The following is an 18,793-nucleotide window of genomic DNA, read 5'->3' on the forward strand; positions in this document are numbered from 1 at the left end:
GTCCTGCTCCGCAGGAACGACGCGCCGACGCTACGCGTCGGTTCAGCACCCGCTCCGCGGTGCTGGGCTCGGTCCCTCCGGGACCGGATCCGCTCCGCGGATCGAGTTGGGTCGTCGGTGCGGTGTCCCGATCGCTCCGCGATCGTGCCTCCGCCCCGACTCGCCTTCGCTTTTCAAGTCCAACATGACTGGGGTGGGTTAATTCGGCTAGCAACAGGAGCGGCAGGCGTTGGACTACCCGACTGGATGCTTGGTGACGACTCGTCACCTACGACTAGAACGTCGAGCCGTGCCAATCCTGTGTGCCGCTGCTTCCTTGTCTCCAAAACTTTGGAGTATTCGAGTTCTGCCACTCGCCTGCTCACTGGAGAATGGGACCCGGGAGCGGGCGAACGCGTCTGCTGTCGCACTGAGCTCAGCGGTCAAACCTCAGCCGCTTGATGGTCTGATGGCCCCAGGAGCACGGACCAGATCGATGCCGTGCTCGGCAAGGGTAGCGGACACCAACACTTCTTGCTCTGAGGGGAGTTGATCATTGTTCAGCTTGGTGCGGACCTTGGCGAGCCAGGGACCGATCATGACACGGTCGCCGTCCACCTCGATCCACTCTCGGGCGCCGGGGGTGCGTCCCCACCGTGCCACGAAGAGCCCGAGGATCTCGGTGGTTTGCGCGAACGTGCGCCGCCGCGATGTGCTTGGCCTGCCCGCGGCGTGTTTCTGTTCCAGGAGGGCGCGGTCGGGGGTGATTCCCATGCGGGCGAGCAAGTCGCGCTGGCCGGGGTCGAGGTCGGGCCAGATGGTGAGCTGGCGGTGTAGCCAGCTGCCCGCCTTCACTCCGTGGATGACCGTGTCGCGGCGCAGCGTGCTGGGGTGGTTGCCGGCTTCCAGGTGGCGGCGCAGCAGATGGTACTTGCGATGCCAGTCGGGGCCGTAGGGGAGTTTCCAGTCTGGGTCGAGGGCTGTGAGCTGGTTGTCGCGGTCGGGGGTGAGGCGGTCCTTTCGGGCTAGGGCGCGCTGGTCGGCAAGGAACTGGCCGCCGGGTAGTTGGGTGGGGATGGCAAGGTGGCCGTGTTCGGCGTGGAAGGCCTCGACGGTGGCCAGGTGGCCTTGCCAGGTGGCCTCGTGGTCGTCCCAGATCATGCCGAGATCCTCGAGCTCGGCGATCCATGCCGGATCGAGGGTGCCTGCCTGGTAGGCGGTGCGTTGGCCGGTGATGAATTGCCCCAGCCGGTAGCCGTAAGCGTCCTCGTAGTCGGCGCTCACGCGCAGGTGGTTGTGTTCGCTTTGGTAGCGGATGGCGGCGGCTAGGCCAGCGCGGCGGGGAGCAGACAGGACGGCGCCACTGGAGGGCCACACCAGCAGGTCGAGGGCGCGGGCGATCGCGGTGGGGTCGAGGGTGTGGTCGAAGCGGAAGCGGCGGGTGATGTAGGTGTGGGAGTCGCGGGCGGGATGCTGGTTCTTGGCCCGGGGGGTGCGGGCGGCGATGGTCTGGTCGTGGTGGCGCAGGGCGGCGGTGACCAGCCAGAGGGCTTCGTAGGGGGTGCCGAGGAGGTCGGTGGGGTCGGTGCCGGGCGGGATGTAGGCGGGGATGACGAGGCTGGCTGTCTTCGTCTTTAGGGTGGGTGGTTTGCGCAGGGCGCGGCCGAGCGCTTGGACGATGCGGCGGACGCTGGCGGTGCGGTCGGCGAAGACGACGGCGTCGACGGCCGGCAGGTCGACGCCTTCGCCTAGGACCTTGGCGTTGGCCAGCACGCCTCGCTCGGCGTTGCTGAAGCGGGCGATGGTGTCGGCGCGCCGGTGGGGACTGTGGGTGCCGTCGATGGACTGCACGACGACGACGTCCGCCCAGTCGGGGCGCAGTTCGTCGGGGAGGGTGCGCAGGGTGTGGGTGAACTGGCGGGCGAAATCGGCGGCGTCGGCGATCTGCTGGAAGTAGACGAACACGTGCCGCAGGCCCTGCTCGCGCATGGCTTTGAGGATGGCCAAGTGCAGGGCGGTGGTGCGGCGCGCGGTGGGCCCGGCTTCAGGATCGGTGAGCGCGTTGTGCAGTTCAGTGTCGGTGACGGTGGGGACGACGAGCTGGTAGTCGGCGAGGACGCCGTCATCGATGGCGTCGGCGTGGGAGTAGGTGTGCAGGCGGGGGCCGAAGATCTGCGGCTGGTCCATGGTCGCCAGCAGGGCTGGGTCGTCCCAGGCGGGTGCGGTGGCGCTGGTGCGCTTGGGTTGCGCTCTGGTGGTGGGCGGCTCGGTCAGGCGGGGGGCGTCCCACACATAGGGGGTGGCGGTGAGGTAGAGGCGGCGCTCGGCAGAGATGCGCTCATTGTCGTGCAGCGCAGTCCAGTTCTTCTTCCAGGTGCCGGCCGTGGCGTGGGCTTCGTCCACGATCAGCAGGCCGAAGAGGGGGGCGGGGAAGATCGCGGAGTGCTGGGCCTCTTCGATCTTGGACAGCGAGTCGTAGGTGAAGAAAACCGTCGCTTTGGGGTGGCGGCCGAGCCAGTAGGCCAGGTACTCCCCCGCGTTGGCCGAGTCGACCTCGGCCTCGGCGAGCAACGGGTGGGAGGCGGCGCGTAGCGAGGAGACGGTGATCATCGGCTCGCGGCGGCCGTCTGCGCGGGCGGCCACTGCCCACTGTGCGACCAGGTCCAGGCTGGGCACCGCCACTGCTAGGTGCCGCACGCCGAGTTCCTCGGCTACGCGCAGTGCGAAGAGGGTCTTGCCGGTGCCGCAGGCCGAGACGGCGTGCCCGCGGGTGCGCGGGCGGCGCAGGTGGCGAACCGTGTTGGCGAGGCCCTCCTGCTGGTCTGTGCGCAGGACCAGTCGCCCGGGGTGTTCTGTTGCGGTGGGATTGGCGGTCATCGCGCGTTTCCTCGGCATGCAGGAGGGGCGGGGCTGACTCGCGTTCATTCTCGCGTACGGCAGGGGTGCGGCGCAGTGTCTCCGCTCTGTCGGGGGCGCGCTGCGAGCCCATGCGCGCCCCATGATCAGTGTTGTCGGATGCGGATAGGGGGCGACGGCTCGGGGCTCGGGCTTTCTTTCTCCGCTTGGTTTCAGGCAGCCCGGCGGAAGGCTGTCTTGCGTGGCGTGGGCAGGCGCAGAAGGTCTTGCAGGGGCGTGCCGTGTTCGGCCCACCGGCGCAGTCAGTCCCGGTCGATCCAGTGCACTTGGTGGCGTTCGCCTCATGTTTTGGCGTCCCGGGTGAAGGAGCCGTTGGTGACCACGACTGCGATATCAGCTCCGTGCGCGGGGCCTGCGGTGCCTTTGACCTGGTACATCACTGAGGAGCCGACCTTTCCGGCGACGGTCGTGTGCTTGGCCTGCAGGACGATTCTGCCGCGTTGGCGGTCTTCGCCGATGACGTCTGCGGCCTGGTCTCCTTGTCGGCCGACCTGCCGTGCGTTCCAGCCGTCCCGGAGGAGCAGGTCACGTAGGGCGAACTCGAAGGCCCGGTCGTCCATGGCGTCGAGTTGCGCGAGCGTGATCCGGAGCCGGGCCAGCGTCTGGGCCCGCACCTTCCGGGCCTGCAGTTCACGGATGAACCGCCAGGCTGCGTAGCCGAGGGCGAGAGCCACGAGGACGGCGAGCCATGGCCAGATGCGGACGGCTGCCTGCCATGTGGCTGTGGCGATCTTGGCCAGCAGCCAGAGTGCGGCGCAGGCGACGGCCGCGGCGGCGGCCTGTTCCCTGCCGCCGCGGGGTGGGCGTAGCCGGGGCGAGCGGCAGGGTATCAGTGGCCCACGCTCGCTGACACTGATGGTGTTTCGATGCGCTCCTTCTAGGAGGCAGGTCGGACGCCTTCAGGGATGGGCGGCTTTCGACGCGGGAGCGCTGTGGGGCTGCCTTTCTCAGCGGAGTCGAGAAGGGTACAGGCAGCCCCGGCGGTTGTAGCTACGCCTTGGGCCGACGGTAGGTTGAAGATCGGCGGGTGTGCGCGGGGGGCTTGCGTTTCGTCGGCGAGGGCGGGTCCGGCGTCCGTCGTGGGGTCATTCGGCCGCTTCGGTCAGGTGGGTGGGGGTGAAGCTGTCGATGTTCTTGCAGATGTGCAGGCGTTGGGTGATGCGGCGGCGGAGTTCGGGGACGTGGCTGATGAGTCCGACGGTGCGGTCGTGGGCGCGTAGGGAGTCCAGGACGTCGAGGACTTGGTGGAGGGTGTCTTCGTCGAGGGTGCCGAAGCCTTCGTCGATGACGAGGGTGTCCAGTGCCTGGCCGCCGGCTTCGGCGGTGACGATGTCGGCCAGGCCCAGGGCGAGGGCCAGGGAGACGTAGAAGGACTCGCCAGCCGGAGAGGGTGTCCGTGTGGCGTTTGTGTCCGCTCCAGGCGTCGAGGACCTTGAGGTCCAGGCCCGATTTGGCGCCTCGGGCAACTCTGTCGTCGGGCCACGTTTCGGCGCCGGCTCTATGCGGCGAAGCCGACATTGGTGACGTACTCGTACTGGCCCCACTGCGAGCCGAGGTCGACGATCGTGTCCTGCCACGCGGTGTCGAGGCCCTGATGGTCGCCGGCCGCCCAGGAGTCGACGATGCGGTCCCAGCGGCGTACGTTCATCGTCCGGTACTCCACCACGCGCTGCAGTTGCTGCGGCACCTGGGACTGGTTGAGCGGGTGGATCTCCACCCGGGTGCCGCGTCCGTCGCGGTTGAGGCGTCTGAGGAGATGGCGGGCGACGTTGTGACGGCGCACCGTCCGGTACGCCTGGTCGATGCGTTCCAGGCTGGTCTTGGAGGGGCGGCGTTTGCCCCCCAGCCAGGCCTTCAGCGTCCGGTGGGTCACGGTGAGTCCGGCGTCCTGCGCGGCCTTCAGGCTCTGGGTCGACTTCGTCAGGTAGTGCAGGCGCGCCATCCAGCCGCGCTTGGCGGTCACGGGGGTGGCGATGCCGCCCGCGAGTTCATCGAGTTTGCGCGCGACGGCGTCGCTGCCCTTGATGCCCTGGGCGCCGAACCGTCCGAAGTCGATGTTCTTCTGCGGCACTACTCCCCCTCGCCTTGGTGCTCAGCGTCGTCGGTTCCGGCGGTGTACGTGTCCTTGACCTTGACCTCGGTAACAGCTCGGCCTTCGGCGAAGACACGGCGCCAGTCACCGATGACGTGGAGTTCGTCGGTGCCCATCGCCCGGACGACGGCCAGTCCCTCGTCATGGGCCTTGAGTGCCTTGAGCCAGAGGTTGGCGAAGGCCTGGCTGCGGATGAGGTGCATCCAGTCCGGGCGGTAGAGCTCCCGGTTGTAGTTCGACTCCCCCATGGTGGAGACGAACTTCGAGTACATCGCCTTCACGTACTCCAGCGTCACCGTGTCGCCCTGCTCGATCGCCGTGTCGCGGGCGTCCTTCAGGGCGATGCGGAACTTCTCCAGCAGGTTCTCCGTGGCCCCGGAGGTGTACGACTCGTGGATTTGAGGAGGGTCGCACAGCTGGTGCTTGGGGCCGGACAGGCGCAGCAGGAGGCGGAGCGTCGGCTCGGTGACCCACAGGGGGCCGGGCTCGTCCCGCTGGCCGATCGGGTTGGGCAGCACCGCCTCGTGCTCCCACTCGGGCGGGGTGATCAGGTGGACTCCGGAGCGGCGGCGGTCGTGGGCGAGGCCGGTGGAGTGCTCGAGCTGGCCCAGGGGGAGGTGCGTCTTGAGGGCGGAGAGGTAGGCGCCGTTGATGTCGAGCGCGGTCACCTGATGCCGGCCGGGCGGGAGTTCGTGGCGGGTCCACTTGGGGCGGGCTTCCCAGATCTGGTCCGCGCCGCGCGTGGTCTGCTTCTTGAGGATGTCGGGGATCCAGGGGTGCGCGATCACGTCGTAGCGGGCGCCCTTACGGGTCTTGTCCAGCAGTCGCATCGCGTCCGGGATGGCCCGCTTCACCAGCGCCGCCGTGGCTGCGTCGACATCGCCCCGGTGCTCGGCGATCGCACCCTGCACGGCCTCGCGGATCAGGTCGCCCGGGCCGGGCGTCTCCTGGAACGCGTGGCGGGCCGAGCCCTTGGAACGCTCCGTCGCACGTGCCGGACGTGTCGTGCGCAGTGGCGTTTTCGGGGTGTGCGCGGTGGGCTGTCCGGCTGGTGGGGCAGCTGGGGCCCCGGTGGCGGTGGGCCGGCAGTCGGCCGGGGTCAGGTGCTGCACGAACCCCGCCACGCGTTGTCCGGCCGGACGGCCGCACAGCACACAGGGCTCGGGTACGGCGAGCAGCTCCACGTCGTCCCCGTCTTCGTCCTGGCCGAGGTCGGGCAGAGACAAAGGGGTGGCGGTCGAGGCCGTGCCTGACGTGACGGGCTGCTCCGCAGCCAGTGTCGTCTCGGTCTCGGTCTCGGTGGCGAGCTTGGCGTTCAGTCCGTCCAGCAGGTAGGCGTATTTGGTGCGGATCTCGCCGGCCGGGTCCCGGCCGCTTTCCCATCCGCTGAGGGTTGAGGGGCTCACGTTGAGCGCGCGTGCCACCTGTGCCTTGGACAGCCGAGCCCGCTCCCGCAGCTCGCGGCGCACGGAGGAGGGCGGGAGTTCGGCCTGGGGACCGACGGTGTCAAGCAGCGAGTCGATCGCATCGAAGTCGCTCACCGGTCCGTTCCCCTCGCTTCGGTCCGCACGGCACGGCGCCTGTCGGCGGGCAGCGCCTCGCATGCTCTGGTCGGACCCGCCAGGAGATCGAGCGCGCCGATGCCGTAGTGCTCGGCCAGGACGTCGACGTCGCGCAGGCTCCAGGAGATGGCGCCCGACTGCCGGCGCGACACCTGTGTCTGTGTCAGTCCCAGCACCCCCGCGACCGACCGCTGCGATTCACCCGTTACCTGCATCAACGCGGCCACCGTCAGCCGCAGCGACTCCTCCAAGCGCAATCCCATGCCACCACCCTACCTCAATCCATGCAACTCTCACATAAGAATCAGCTTTTCACTATCAGTGATGCAAAAACACTTTCAGCTTGAGGAAGCTGACGATTTTCGGGCACGGGAGTCAGCGATCCAGGCCGCCCCGATCACGTGGAACGCGCCGGGCCGCACGCCGGGCTGCCCGATTCGCCTGGCGCGCCTCTTCCACCGAACGATCGGACAGGCACCGCAGGCACACGAGTTCCATGGCACGGCGGTGCAAGGCCCGGCGCAGCCGGAGCCCGGGCGGTGACGGCCACCCACGGCAGTGGCGGCGCACCGTACGCACTCCGGTGCCCAAGATCGCCGCGGCCAAGGAGGCGTTGTCGGCGTAGCGGGCCAGGAGGAACGCCATCTGCGCCTGGTGGCCGACCGGGAACCAGGCCGCGAACTCGCCTCTGTTCCTCCGGCTGGAGGAGGGCGTCAGAGAAGTGCTTCCTCCCGGGCGTGAACGCCCGGGGTTCCGCGCTAGATCGAGCTGACATTGGACTGTCATGCACGGCTCAGCGAGTGATCACGCCATGAGACGCGACGTCTTAGTAGGAGAATTCGATGTAGTCGACGTTGGTCAGCCGTACTGCGTGCAGCCCGCTGGAGTGCGGCGAGACGCGGAAGTAGGACTCCCCTGCCCCGTCGCCGACGATGTCGCGTAGTTCCTGCTCGCTGGCGTTGCGGTGCCGGGCTTCGAGCAGGCGCTGGGTAGGGGTGGTGCAGGTTTTCCAAGAGGCGGCGTACTCGGCCGTCATCGGAGGATCCTGCTGCGGCGTTGAAGCCGAACCATCCGCGGAAGTGCACGTAGAGACTGTGCTGGCCCTGGCTGACTGTTTGGTGGGCTTGGCCGCGGATGCGGGGCTGCCACAGGCGGATGACTTCTTTGAGGATGGCGTGGCTCAGTGCTTCATCGGTCGGGGTTGGTTGGTCAGGATGCGTTGCAGTTTCCGGGGGAAGGTGTTGAGGCAGTTGGCGAGCTGGGGGGTTTGGTGCTTGGAGGTAAGAAAGCGCATGCGGGCCCGGTCAGAGCGTGGAGGCTGGCGGGTCCAGTGGTGGGCGTCGGCGATGTCGAGGGCCTAGGCGATGGAGTCGGTGTGGAGTCGGTGTGGAGTCGGTCGAGCATATGGGTCCTTTAGGGGTAGGAAAGGCCGCGGAGCTGGCGGACTGTCTTGATCTGCGGGACGGGGGCGGTGGGTGGACGGGATCGGTGGGTTGGGGGTGGGTGGCGGTGGATGAGCGAGGAGATCAGGCAGGGGCCACCGGGCGGTATAGAACCCGTAGCCGACCTCCCGCCCACACACAGCCTTCGACCCACTCACGTCAAGACAGTGGGGCTCTTCCCCGCACCCGATGTGTCGCCCTCTCGGTGATCCAGGGGCGCCATGGAGGCGCTGGACGCCGACACCATCCGGGCCGCGATGCGCACCCCTGCGATCTCCGGCGGCGCGGCGTCCGACCGAATCGCCAACGCACTGGGCACCCCGAACCCGACCGTGTACGGCAGACTTTACCAATCGCGTTGTGGGCGTTCGATTCGTTCGTTGGGGTCCCGTCGGCCCTGTGAGACGTGCAACCTGGCGGTACGGAGCCACGCGCGTACCGGCGCACCGCACGTCATCTGATACTGCAGTTGAAGGTTGCGGTGCTGCGGGCGGAATGCGCGGTGTGCCATCAGGGAGGACCTTGTGCTGTTGGAGATCCGCGGAGGCACGGGGTCGTGGTGCTGTCCTAAAACAGGAGTTGGCCATAAAAGCCAGCTGATGCGCGACGGCCGTCTGCCATAGCGTGACCGTCTCTTGGCCGACAGCGTCGATATGCTTCTGGTCCTCATCATCACGGGGGCGTACACCTATGCGAATCAACATGTCGAGAAAGGCCGCTGTCGGTGCTGCGGCCGGCACTCTTTTGCTCACCGGCCTCAGTGCCGCGACCGCGCAGGCCGCATCAGCGACGCACAGTGTCTCTGTCGTCCGGGCTCCTTCGGTGAAGACCGCCTGCGTCGACTCGGCTGTCGCCGCGAGCTGAAAGATCAACACACTCACCGTGGCCCGTACCAGCATGTGCCTGTACGTCGGCGCCCGCGTCGACCTGCTGAGGATCGGCAGACCGGTCGGCTTCGCCTCGTTCCATATCAAGCACTCCATGAAGCTGAAGTGGAACGAGTCCTTCGTCATAGGCAAGGCCACGTTGGTCAATGCCGGCGGCGTACGCGTCAACCTGGCAATGGGCGGTGGTAAGGGCGTCAAGACCGCCGTGGAATTCTCCCAGGGCTCCCCTTGCTCCCGAGCGCAAGGGGACTGTCGGATACGCCGCCACCGTCAAGAAGAAGCAACTCTCCAGCCCGGCGTCCAACCGGTTCACCTTCAACAAGCCCGGCTACACACCGGATGGTTTCACCTCCAAGTCCGCCAAGTACCGCTGCGATGACACGTTCCGGGGCCCACGAAACGCACAACGCACGGAGAATCCTGGTTGTGCCTTCCCTTCCGCTTCTCCGGTTTTCACCCTCTCGCGCAGCGACGCGCAGGTGAAGCAGTCCGCTAGCCACATCCTCGACGCGCAGCGCAAGATCACCGGTCGCCCGGGTGCCTCCACACCGTTGCACCGCATCACCAACGAGAAGACCATCGATGCCCACGGCTGGGCCATGTACTCCAAGGTGCACAAACCCCAACCCCAAGACCTGGGCTGCGTTGAGTGCCCCTTCGCGGCTAGCAAGGAAGGCGGCAACCACAAGCGCGGCAGCACGCGAATCATCAGCCGCGGCGGCGCGGTGGAACCGGGCCCGGAGCAGGAGGCGCGGCCCAGCGGACGGTGTGGTGGCGGAGGCGTCACCTTGCCGGTGCAGCCCACTCCACCATGTGAAGGCTGAAATAAGGAATCATAGTTCCGCGATCCCTTACTTCAAAGATTAGCATTTGGCCATTGCGGTTCGGAAGGCCGACCGCTTAACGGCCAGCCCTAAGGATGCCAAATTTCGAATATGCCCGACTTCTATCTGTGAATTCCCCCGTCCGCATTCTGAAATACCGTTGCGGATTCACTTAGAGGCCATGCAAGATCCGCATCTCCGTGAGCCCGGAGAGATTCTCGCCGGGCGTGATCACCTCCGTGCTTCACAAAAGAAAGGTCATGCGTGCTGCCTGCACCTTCGTTGACAGCAGGATCCAGGGCCAGTGTCGCGGAAACCCTGCGCAACGCCTTCTTAGCCCGGGGCCATTCGCACTTTACCGGCGTACCGTGTTCCCTGCTCAAGGGGTTCTTCCGGTTGCTGGAGGACCCCCGCTGTCCGGCCGCCTACATTCCCGCGCCCCGTGAGGACAGCGCCCTCGGAGTGGCCTCCGGTCTCGCCGTGGCGGGGGCCAGGCCCATCGTTGTCATGCAGAACTCCGGCCTCGGCTACTCGCTCAACGTCCTCACCTCGTTCAACCTCATCTACGACGTCCACCTGCCGATGGTGGTGAGCTGGCGCGGCCACGACGGCAACGATGCCGTGGAGCGCGACGTCATCGGACGGGAACTCACCCGGCTGCTCGACGTGTTCGGGATTCCCTGGACCGTGCTGGACAACGAGCATCCCGAGGACTCAGCGGAGGCGTTCCTCAAACAGTACGACTCCGGCCGGAGCACCGCCGTGCTGATCGTCCGGGAAGGGATCTGAGCGTTGCTGGACATCCGTGACGCCCTGGGCGCACTGCTGGAGCGTGAGTCCACCGCCCTGACGGTGACCACCTGCGGCTACATCACACGCGACGTGTACAACATCCGCGATCGCGCCAACCACTTCTACCTCGTCGGTTCCATGGGCATGGCCGCGCCGATCGGGCTCGGCATCGCCGTGGCCCACCCGGACCGCCGGGTGCTGGTGCTGGACGGCGACGGCTCGTTCGCCATGAATCCGGGGTGTCTGCCGATGGTCGCCGAGCACCGGCCGAACCTCGTCCATATCGTCCTCGATAACGGCGCCCACGAGAGCACCGGCGGCCAGCGCACCGTCGCCCTCGGCGACCCGGCGGCCATGGCTCTCGCGGCCGGTTACACCGCCGCCCACACCGTGGACGACCTTGACCAGCTGGCCGCCCTGGACCTGCCCGGCGCACCCGCACTGGTACGGATCCGCTGCAAGGCACGCAGCCACCCCGCCGGAAAGCGCGTGGAGCAGACGCCGCAGCAGTTGGTGGAGCGCTTCCGCGCCCAACTGGCCAACCTGACGGCATATCTGGAAGGAGGCGTGTGAAACCCACCCTGCTCGATTGCACGCTGCGCGACGGCGGGAACCAGAACGACTGGCAGTTCACCGCCGCCGACGTCCACACCATCGTGAGCACCTTGGACGCCGCGCGCGTCGACGTCATCGAGGTTGGCTACCGCGGCGGTTCCGGGAGCAAGGTCAGCGCCACGGCGGGCCCGTCGGCGCACTGCGCGCCCGAGTACCTCGCGGCGCTGCCGGCCGTCTCCCACGCCGAGTTGGCCGTGATGGTCGTCCCCACCGTGTGCCCGGTACGGGCCGTGGACGACCTGCCCTACAGCCCGGTGTCCATGGTGCGCGTCGCTGCCTACCCGTGGAACATCGACGGGGTCCCGGAGTACGTTCGTGCCGCGCGGACGCTCGGCCTCAAGGTCGGCGTCAACCTGATGGCCGTCAGCTACACCACCCTGGAGGGGCTGGCCGAGGTTGCCGCGGTCGTGGCCGGGGAGGAACCGGACGTCTTCTACATCGCCGACTCCTTTGGCGCGCTCACCCCGGACGACGTCCGCCGGCGGGTCGAGCTGCTGGCGGAGCGGCTACCGACACCGCTCGGTATCCACGCCCACAACAACCTGGGCCTGGCCGCGGCCAACGCCGTGGCCGGGCTGGACGCGGGCGTGAGCTGGCTGAACGCCTCGCTGTGCGCCATGGCCCGGGGCGCGGGGAATCTCGCCACCGAGCAGGCCGTAGCCTTCCTCACCGCGTGGCCCACGTACGACGCCCACGCCGATCTGCCCCTGGTCTGCGAGGCCGCCGAGTACGTGGCCGAGCAGGTGCTGCCGCGCCCCATGACCGTACGCCGGGCGGAGATCGCGGCCGGGATCAACGACCACCACTTCTCCTTCCAGGACCGCATCGAGAAGATCAGCGCCCGCCACGGACTCGACCCGTGGGAGGTCGGGCGCAGGATCGGTGCGGCACGGCCGCACAAGGTCCTCGACGAGACGGCCGAGGGCGTGTGCCGGGAACTGGCCGAACAGACCGAACAGACCAACGGAGGGGACGCATGACCGGGAGCCGACCGCCCCAGCAGGAACAGAAGGACCCGCCGACCGGCGCGGCGCAGCGGCTGCGCGCGGCGCTCGCCGCCCCGCGAGTGACACGTGCCATGGGCGCGCACAGCCCGCTCAGCGCGCGGCTCGCCGAAGAGGCTGGCTTCGATGTCGTCTGGTCCAGCGGACTGGAGATCTCCGCCACGGCCGGTGTACCCGACGCCAACATCCTCGCCATGGGCGAGTGCCTCCACGCGGCGGCCGACCTCGCGGCCTCGGTGGTCGTCCCCGTCCTCGCGGACTGCGACTCCGGATTCGGCAACGTCAACAACGTCATCCACATGGTGCGCTCCTACGAGGCGCGCGGCGTGGCCGGCGTGTGCATCGAGGACAAGCAGTTCCCCAAGCTCAACAGCTTCATCGAGGGCAACCAGGACCTCGCCCCGCTCGACGACTTCGCGGGCAAGATCCGGGCCGCTGCCGAGACCCGTACCGACATGCTCGTGGTGGCCCGTCTGGAGGCGCTGATCTCCGGGCAGGGCATGGCCGAGGCGCTGCGCCGGGCCGACGTCTACGGGCGGGCCGGGGCGGACGCCTTGCTCATCCACTCCAAGCGCCAGGACCCCGCGGAGGTCTTCGCCTTCCGCGACGCTTACCGCGGCGACCTCCCGGTGATCGTCGTGCCGACCACCTACAACCAGGTCACCGTCGAGGAGTTGGAGCAGCGCGGCTTCGCCATGGCGATCTACGCCAACCAGGCGCTGCGCAGCTCGATCCGGGCCATGCGGGAGACCCTCAGCCGGATCATGCGGGACGGCACCACGCTGAACGTGGAGCCCGAACTTGCCCCGCTCAAGGAGATTTTCGACTTGCAGCGCATGTCCCAGATGCTGGAGCAGCAGGAGCGCTACGAGTCCCTGGGACGCGAACTCGCGGAGGCCGCACAGTGACCACCCATCCCACCGCCCTGCGGCTGGACTTCCACGGCACTCGGCTCGACCTGGAGGTGGCGCCCGGTGCCGGCGTCGAGGAGGCGCTGGTCTTCCTCGACACGCATCTGACCGCCAAGGAGGCCAAGTCCGAGGAGACGGGCCGCGAGCCGGTTGCGACTTTGTGCGTGCACGCCCCGGACCCGGGGCGCCTCGCGCCTCCGGCCGGGGCCGTGCAGGAGGACGTCTACCTCCGCAAGAGCGCCAGTGAGTTCTTCACTGTGCCGGCCCGGAGGGCCGCGGTGGAGGGCCGGGAGTACCTGGAGTGCACGAAGACCGGCACGCGTTTCGTCTTCGACCGCGCCGCGCGCGTGATCGACGTGACGCTCGGCGCCGGCGGGCACATGGACCTCGTCGAACTGGTGCGCGACCTGGTGCTGAAGCACCAGGAGAACACCGGCGCCGCGGTGCTGCACGCCACCGCCGCCTACCGGGACGGCGAGGTCGTGCTGATCACCGGCGCCAAGGGGGCTGGCAAGAGCACGGTGCTCCTGGAGTTGGTGGAGCACCTCGGCTACCAGGTGCTCAGCGGCGACAAAACCGTGCTGCACGAGCTGTCGGACGGTTTGGTCGTCGCAGCTGGCTGGCCTGACTACCCGCACCTCGGTTACGGCACCGTCGTCAAGTACTCCGGGCTCCGTAAGATCGCGGGCATCGGCGACGACTACGTGCCCGTCGAGGGCCACGCGTTCTCCCCGGTGGGCAAGTTCGCGGTGGACCCGCTGCCGTTCCGTGAGCGCTTTCCCAGCGCCCCGGTCGGAGTGCGAGTGCCCGTCGCGGCGATCCTGCACCCGGCCATCGGTCCCGGCGAGCGCACGATTATCGAGCCGCTGACCGGCAGCCGTGCGGACCACGCCGAGGTGCTGCGCGCCAACGTGGAGTCGGCCTTCGACGGCACGAGCGCCGGCTGGCACCACTACCTCGACGACAGCCGCGCCGCCCACACCGCCCGGGTCAAGCGCATCACGGACATCCTGGCCGGGGTGCCCGCCTGGACGCTGACCGGCCCCGGCGACCTGACGGCGGAGAACACGCCGGCAGCGATCACCGGGTCCGCGGAGGTGGCCCGGTGATCGAACTGACGGTGGAGAACACGCCGGCCTCACCTCCCACTACGACCTCACCGACCGGATCGCCGCCACGCTCCAGGAGCACGGCACGGGCGAGGGGCTGGCCGGGGTCTTCGCGCATGGCAGCACCATCGGGCTCACCGTGATGCGCTACGAGCTGGGCGCCGTGCAGGACCTGCTGCGGACCCTGGAGCGGATCGCCCCCCAGTCCCCCGCCGACGGCAGCCGTTACCTGCATGAGCTCACCACCGCCGACCCCAACGGCTTCTCCCACCTGAAGTCCTCGCTGCTCGGCACCAGCCTGCTCGTGCCCTTCCGGGAGGGCCGCCTCGCCATGTCGCCGAGCCACCGCGTGGTGCTCTTCGACTTCGATCTCAAGCCCGCCACCCGCCGCGTCTTCGTCCACGCGCCCCAGGCCGCGGCGCCCGCCCCCGACACCGATAAGGAGAACAGCCGGTGAAGCTGCGGCTGGCCACACCCGGGCCCACCGAAGTCCCGCAGCGCCTGCTGCTGGCCGGGGCCCGTGAAATCATCCACCACCGCTCCACCGAGATGGAGCATCTGATCCACGAGATCAGCGGCGGCCTGCCCCCGCTGTTCGGCACCAGCGCCCCGGTGTACACCATCGACTCCTCCGGGACCGGCGCGATGGAGGCAGCGGTCGCCAACTGCTTCTCGGCCGGCGATGAGGTCCTCGTCTCTCCAACGGCTACTTCGGAGAACGCTTCCAGGCGATCTGCACCTCGTACGGCCTCCTCGTCCACGTCATCGAGAGCAACTGGGGCACCAGCGCCGACCCCGAGCGGGTGGCAACCACCTACCGCGAACATCCAAAGGTCAAGGGCGCGTTCGTCGTCTACAGCGAGACCTCCACCGGTGCCCTCAACGACGTCGAGGCGATCGGGCGAATCTTCCGCGACACCAACGTGGTCGTGGTCGTCGACGCCATCAGCGGTCTGCTGGTGCACTCGCTGGAGATGGACACCTGGGGCCTGGACGTCGTCCTCGCAGCCTCCCACAAGGGCTTCAGCTTGCGCCGGGGCTCGCCTTCGTCGCCCTGTCCGACAAGGCGTGGACGGCCGTGGAGCGCTCCACGGGGCCCAACTACTACTGGTCCTTCGAGCGGCTGCGCCACTTCTACCCGATGTCGTCCTCGTCCCCCGCGGTGTCCCTGCTCCTCGCCCTGCACGAGTCGCTGAAGATGCTCGACGAGGAGGGCCTGGAGACCTTCCGCAGGCGCCACGCCGTACTGGGCAAGGCAGCTGAACGCGGGCTGCTCAAGCTCGGGTTCAGCACCTTCGTCCAGGCCCCGCACCGGCGCAGCCACATCATCACCTCGGCACTCGCGCCCCAGGGCATCGACACCGGTCAGCTGCTGAAGACGCTGTCCACCTCGTACGGGGTCACGATGACCGGCGGCCAGGCACACCTCAAGGGCAAGCTCATCCGGGTGGGGCACGTGGGCGCGGCCGACGCCCTCGACCTGAGCGGCATCTTCGGCGCCCTGGAGATGGCCCTGCTCGACCTCGGCCACACGTTCACGCCAGGCTCCGGCGTCGGCGAGATCATCCGTACGTTCCACGAGGAGGGCCGCTGATGCTCCTCCTGTTCCAGCGGGAGACCTGCCCGCACTGCAAGCCGATGCGCGAACTGCAAGCCGGTGCGCGAACTGCTCACCCAGCTCCAGGTCTCCTCCATCAACGTCAACGTGCCCAAGCCGCGCGAGGAGCGGCACGAGCTGATCCGCACCACGGGCAGCACGTTCATCCCGGCCCTGGTGGACGGCGCCACGATCCTCCCGGGCAAGCTGCGGGAGAACGCCGACATCATCGCCTACCTCAAGGAGCGCTTCGGCGACCCGGAGGCGGTGGCGCCCGGCGCGGGGACCGCCGTGGAAGCACAGCCAGAGCCCGTGGCATGACCTTCGGGCAGCAGGTGCCCGCGACACCGCGTATCGCGGTGCTCGCGGGCACCCCGCAACTGGTGCGCTGTGCCCGCGCCCTGGGCATCGACACCGTCTTCGTGTACGACGCGGCGCAGCCGCCGCCGACGGTGGCCGCGGAGGCAGACACGGCGCTGGCGGCACCTCTGGCGGACGTCGACGCCCTGCACGCGGCCCTGGCACCGCTGCATGCCGAACGCCCCTTCGCGCGCGTCCTGTCGCTCACCGAACGGGGGCTGCTGCCGACGGCCGCGGTCGCCGAGCGCCTCAGGCTGCCCGGCAACTCCCTGCACACCGTGGGGCTGTTGCAGGACAAGCAGCGCATGCGGGAACTCCTCAACGCCCGCGGCATCGGCCCCGTGCACACCGCCGCCCCGCGCGACTCGTCCGACCCCGCCGCGTTCTGTCGCACGACCAAAGGGCCGGTCATCCTCAAGCCGGCGGCGGGCAGCAGCAGTCAGGCCGTCATCAAAGCGGCCGGACCGCAGGACGCCGAGGACCTCTGGCGGGCGTTCGAGGCGGCGGGCGGGCTGCGGCCCATCGCCGAGGAGTACCTCGACGGGCCCGAGATCAGCGTGGAGAGCTTCTCCTACGACGGGAAGCACACCGTGCTCACGGTGACCGACAAGCTGGTCGGCACCGCGTTCGTGGAGACCGGGCACACCCAACCGAGCACCCTGTCCCCGCCCGTGCTGGCGGAGACCGCCGCGCTCGTCCATGCCTTCCTCAACGCCGTCGGCCTGACGGAGGGCCCCGCCCACACCGAGGTCAAGATCACCCGGAGAGGCCCTCGGATCCTTGAGTCGCACAACCGCATCGGCGACGACAAGACCCGCGAACTGCTGCGCCGCGCCTACGGACTGGACGTGATGGCCCTCACCACCGGCTGCCCGCTCGGTCTGCTCCAGCCGCCCGCCGACCCGCCCCTCGCCCACCGGGGAGCGGCCCATCCGCTTCCTCACCCCACCGCCCGAAACGGTCCAGGCCATCGCCCTGCTCGACACCGACGGCACCACCGCCAAGATGAGGCTGGACGTCGAGGTCGGCGACCGGGTCCACCCGGTGCGCAGCTCGCACGACCGCGCCGGATACGTCATCGCCGACGGCACTGACGCGGCCGACGCCGCCCGGGTCTGCAAGGCACTGGCAGACCGAGTGCGGATCGAAACGAGCGGGTGAGAGCGGTGCGCCACGCGGTGGTGACCGACATCCACGCAGACACCACACGGCTGCGTGCCGTCCTCGACGGCATCCGCGAGCAGGAGGTGGACCACGTGGTCTGCCTCGGCGACGTCTTCGAGTGCCGCCTCGGCAAAGGAGCGGCCACCGAGTACGAGTTCGACGGCCAGCTCACCGACGTCTTCGACCCGGACCCCGAACTCGCCCGGCTCCTGGACGGCGTACGGCTGGTGCGGGGCAACCAGGAGGAGCGGATCCGCTCCCTCGTGCCCGACCACCACCTGCCCGACTGGAGCCGCCCGCTACTCCACGCCCCGCTGGAGCACCGCACCGACTTCGCCCTGTACTGCCACGGCCACCCGTTGCCCTGGCGCGAACTGACGCCGGGGCTGTGGTGCCCGGCCGACACGGACTTCCCCGGACGGGCGCTGGTACACGGGCACCACCACCGCAGCGCGCTGTACCGGCTGTGAGACGAGGGCACCGGCCGCTTGCGGGTGGAAGGCCTGCCCGTGCGGTTCGGGGAGCCGGTCCCGCTCGCCCCGGACGGCCGCTACGTGATCAACGTGGGCTCCGTCACCGGCTGCGCCCCCGATCGCGGCCCCTCCCCCGCCTGGGCCGTCCTCGACGAGACGGCCGCCACCCTCACCTACCACCACGCCTCACCACCTACGCAGATCAAGTGACCCGGCAGGTACTCCTGCTCAACTCTGACAAGCCCGAGGCCCTCGAAGCCCTGGCCCGCCGCCCCGAGGTAACCATCCGCGTCATCACCCGCAAGGTGTACGCCGACCTGTACCGCGACCACGAGGTGGCGTACGTCGACAGCTTCGCCGACCTGACGCAGGTCGAGCAGGCGGCGTACGAACTCGCCGCGCACGGACCGGTCGACCACGTCGTCGCGGCCACGGAGAAGAGCGTGGTGGCGGCGGGGTTGGTGCGCGTCCTGCTCGGGGTGCCCGGGCCGGGCTTCGACCAGTCCCTGTGGGGCACCCACAAGCGGGCGATGAAGGACAGACTACGCGCCGCCGGTCTCCCCGTGACGGACTACGCCCAAGCTGCCACGGTCAACCAGGTGCCCCGGGCGGCGGAGCGGACCGGCTGGCCCGTCATGATCAAGCCGGTGTTCGGCGCCGCCTCGAAGTGCACCTACCGCGTCGACTCCCCCGAGGAGTTCACCGAACGGCACCGGGCCGGTGGCTTCGCCGACCTCGCGGGCAAGCGCCTACCGGTCCAGGTGGAGCGCCTGGTGCGGTTCACGCACGAGTACCACTGCGACGGTGTCGTCCACGACGGTGAGGTGGCCCGCGCAGCCGTCTCCCGCTCCTTCCTCCCGCCGCTGCACATCTCACCGAACCTAAACAGCGGATACGTTGCCGACCAGAGAAGTCTGTTTTCGAGGGAAGTCTTGGACCTGCACCGCCGGGTGGTCACCGCGCTCGGCCTACCGACCAGGGTCACACACCTGGAGGTATTCCGCACCGAGGCGGGACCGGTCATCGGGGAAGTGGCCCTACGACCGGGTGGCATGGGCATCTCCCG

Annotated in this window: 19 protein-coding genes and 3 pseudogenes; 15 read left to right on the top strand and 7 right to left on the bottom strand. The window is 68.8% G+C overall.

Annotated features, from left to right (window positions below; genetic code table 11):
* Positions 1 to 429: 429 nt before the first annotated feature.
* The 7 genes and pseudogenes from ACMA1D_RS32625 to ACMA1D_RS32655 all read right to left on the bottom strand — a co-directional run bounded on the left by ACMA1D_RS32625 (position 430) and on the right by ACMA1D_RS32655 (position 7,585).
* Complete coding sequence (locus ACMA1D_RS32625; RefSeq protein ID WP_414727593.1) at positions 430 to 2,856, bottom strand: Helicase associated domain protein; 2,427 nt, start codon at positions 2,854 to 2,856, stop codon at positions 430 to 432.
* 191 nt (positions 2,857 to 3,047) lie between these two features.
* Positions 3,048 to 3,725 (bottom strand): annotated as a pseudogene (locus ACMA1D_RS32630) (restriction endonuclease).
* 255 nt (positions 3,726 to 3,980) lie between these two features.
* Positions 3,981 to 4,371, bottom strand: a pseudogene (locus tag ACMA1D_RS32635) (SbcC/MukB-like Walker B domain-containing protein); the annotation flags it as partial.
* A 22-nt stretch (positions 4,372 to 4,393) separates the two neighbouring features.
* Positions 4,394 to 4,966, bottom strand: a complete 573-nt coding sequence (locus tag ACMA1D_RS32640; RefSeq protein WP_414727594.1) for a transcriptional regulator — start codon at positions 4,964 to 4,966, stop codon at positions 4,394 to 4,396.
* Positions 4,966 to 6,528 (bottom strand): helix-turn-helix domain-containing protein, encoded by a 1,563-nt coding sequence (locus tag ACMA1D_RS32645; protein WP_414727595.1) that lies wholly within the window; start codon positions 6,526 to 6,528, stop codon positions 4,966 to 4,968. The genes ACMA1D_RS32640 and ACMA1D_RS32645 overlap by 1 nt, the downstream gene beginning before the upstream one ends.
* A complete protein-coding gene (locus ACMA1D_RS32650) occupies positions 6,525 to 6,812 on the bottom strand; it encodes a helix-turn-helix domain-containing protein (RefSeq protein WP_414727596.1) in 288 nt (95 codons plus the stop codon). Before ACMA1D_RS32650 ends, ACMA1D_RS32645 begins: the two co-directional genes overlap by 4 nt.
* Positions 6,813 to 7,375: 563 nt before the next feature.
* Positions 7,376 to 7,585, bottom strand: a complete 210-nt coding sequence (locus tag ACMA1D_RS32655; RefSeq protein ID WP_414727597.1) for a hypothetical protein — start codon at positions 7,583 to 7,585, stop codon at positions 7,376 to 7,378.
* A 1,772-nt stretch (positions 7,586 to 9,357) separates the two neighbouring features.
* Between ACMA1D_RS32655 and ACMA1D_RS32660 the strand changes: the two genes are divergently transcribed.
* From ACMA1D_RS32660 to ACMA1D_RS32730, 15 genes and pseudogenes are all read left to right on the top strand, one after another.
* Positions 9,358 to 9,702: a hypothetical protein gene (locus tag ACMA1D_RS32660; RefSeq protein ID WP_414727598.1), complete on the top strand. Its 345-nt coding sequence runs from the start codon at positions 9,358 to 9,360 to the stop codon at positions 9,700 to 9,702.
* Positions 9,703 to 10,098: 396 nt separating this feature from the next.
* The gene (locus ACMA1D_RS32665; protein ID WP_414727599.1) at positions 10,099 to 10,491 is read left to right on the top strand and encodes a hypothetical protein; all 393 of its coding nucleotides are present in this window, start codon (positions 10,099 to 10,101) and stop codon (positions 10,489 to 10,491) included.
* A gap of 3 nt (positions 10,492 to 10,494) precedes the next feature.
* Entirely contained in the window at positions 10,495 to 11,067 is a 573-nt protein-coding gene (locus ACMA1D_RS32670; RefSeq protein WP_414727600.1) for a thiamine pyrophosphate-dependent enzyme, read from the top strand.
* Entirely contained in the window at positions 11,064 to 12,089 is a 1,026-nt protein-coding gene (locus tag ACMA1D_RS32675) for a hypothetical protein (protein WP_414727601.1), read from the top strand. The genes ACMA1D_RS32670 and ACMA1D_RS32675 overlap by 4 nt, the downstream gene beginning before the upstream one ends.
* On the top strand, positions 12,086 to 13,021 hold the full coding sequence (locus ACMA1D_RS32680) for an isocitrate lyase/phosphoenolpyruvate mutase family protein (protein WP_414727602.1): 936 nt from the start codon (positions 12,086 to 12,088) through the stop codon (positions 13,019 to 13,021). The genes ACMA1D_RS32675 and ACMA1D_RS32680 overlap by 4 nt, the downstream gene beginning before the upstream one ends.
* The gene (locus ACMA1D_RS32685; RefSeq protein WP_414727603.1) at positions 13,018 to 14,133 is read left to right on the top strand and encodes a hypothetical protein; all 1,116 of its coding nucleotides are present in this window, start codon (positions 13,018 to 13,020) and stop codon (positions 14,131 to 14,133) included. Before ACMA1D_RS32680 ends, ACMA1D_RS32685 begins: the two co-directional genes overlap by 4 nt.
* Positions 14,134 to 14,230: 97 nt before the next feature.
* The gene (locus tag ACMA1D_RS32690) at positions 14,231 to 14,590 is read left to right on the top strand and encodes a YjbQ family protein (protein ID WP_414727609.1); all 360 of its coding nucleotides are present in this window, start codon (positions 14,231 to 14,233) and stop codon (positions 14,588 to 14,590) included.
* A gap of 307 nt (positions 14,591 to 14,897) precedes the next feature.
* A complete protein-coding gene (locus ACMA1D_RS32695; RefSeq protein WP_414727610.1) occupies positions 14,898 to 15,329 on the top strand; it encodes an aminotransferase class V-fold PLP-dependent enzyme in 432 nt (143 codons plus the stop codon).
* Positions 15,212 to 15,727, top strand: a complete 516-nt coding sequence (locus ACMA1D_RS32700) for a hypothetical protein (protein ID WP_414727604.1) — start codon at positions 15,212 to 15,214, stop codon at positions 15,725 to 15,727. The genes ACMA1D_RS32695 and ACMA1D_RS32700 overlap by 118 nt, the downstream gene beginning before the upstream one ends.
* A 63-nt stretch (positions 15,728 to 15,790) precedes the next feature.
* On the top strand, positions 15,791 to 16,051 hold the full coding sequence (locus tag ACMA1D_RS32705) for a glutathione S-transferase N-terminal domain-containing protein (protein ID WP_414727605.1): 261 nt from the start codon (positions 15,791 to 15,793) through the stop codon (positions 16,049 to 16,051).
* A pseudogene (locus ACMA1D_RS32710) lies at positions 16,048 to 16,857 on the top strand (ATP-grasp domain-containing protein); the annotation flags it as partial. The gene ACMA1D_RS32705 and the pseudogene ACMA1D_RS32710, both read left to right, overlap by 4 nt.
* 208 nt (positions 16,858 to 17,065) lie before the next feature.
* Positions 17,066 to 17,251, top strand: a complete 186-nt coding sequence (locus ACMA1D_RS32715) for a hypothetical protein (protein WP_414727611.1) — start codon at positions 17,066 to 17,068, stop codon at positions 17,249 to 17,251.
* Positions 17,248 to 17,724, top strand: a complete 477-nt coding sequence (locus ACMA1D_RS32720; protein ID WP_414727606.1) for a metallophosphoesterase family protein — start codon at positions 17,248 to 17,250, stop codon at positions 17,722 to 17,724. The genes ACMA1D_RS32715 and ACMA1D_RS32720 overlap by 4 nt, the downstream gene beginning before the upstream one ends.
* A gap of 39 nt (positions 17,725 to 17,763) precedes the next feature.
* The gene (locus ACMA1D_RS32725; protein WP_414727607.1) at positions 17,764 to 17,937 is read left to right on the top strand and encodes a hypothetical protein; all 174 of its coding nucleotides are present in this window, start codon (positions 17,764 to 17,766) and stop codon (positions 17,935 to 17,937) included.
* Positions 17,934 to 18,793, top strand: an 860-nt coding sequence (locus ACMA1D_RS32730; RefSeq protein ID WP_414727608.1) for an ATP-grasp domain-containing protein, incomplete at its 3' end; no start/stop codon positions are given. The genes ACMA1D_RS32725 and ACMA1D_RS32730, both read left to right, overlap by 4 nt.

Origin of the sequence: Streptomyces sp. 796.1 (assembly GCF_047525675.1) — a bacterium.
Taxonomy (GTDB): Bacteria; Actinomycetota; Actinomycetes; order Streptomycetales; family Streptomycetaceae; genus Streptomyces.

Bases quoted from the DNA above. Each gene is read 5' to 3' on its own strand.
- ACMA1D_RS32625 (WP_414727593.1), bottom strand. From the start codon at position 2,856: ATGACCGCCAATCCCACCGCAACAGAACACCCCGGGCGACTGGTCCTG.
- ACMA1D_RS32650 (WP_414727596.1), bottom strand. From the start codon at position 6,812: ATGGGATTGCGCTTGGAGGAGTCGCTGCGGCTGACGGTGGCCGCGTTG.
- ACMA1D_RS32655 (WP_414727597.1), bottom strand. From the start codon at position 7,585: ATGACGGCCGAGTACGCCGCCTCTTGGAAAACCTGCACCACCCCTACC.
- ACMA1D_RS32680 (WP_414727602.1), top strand. From the start codon at position 12,086: ATGACCGGGAGCCGACCGCCCCAGCAGGAACAGAAGGACCCGCCGACC.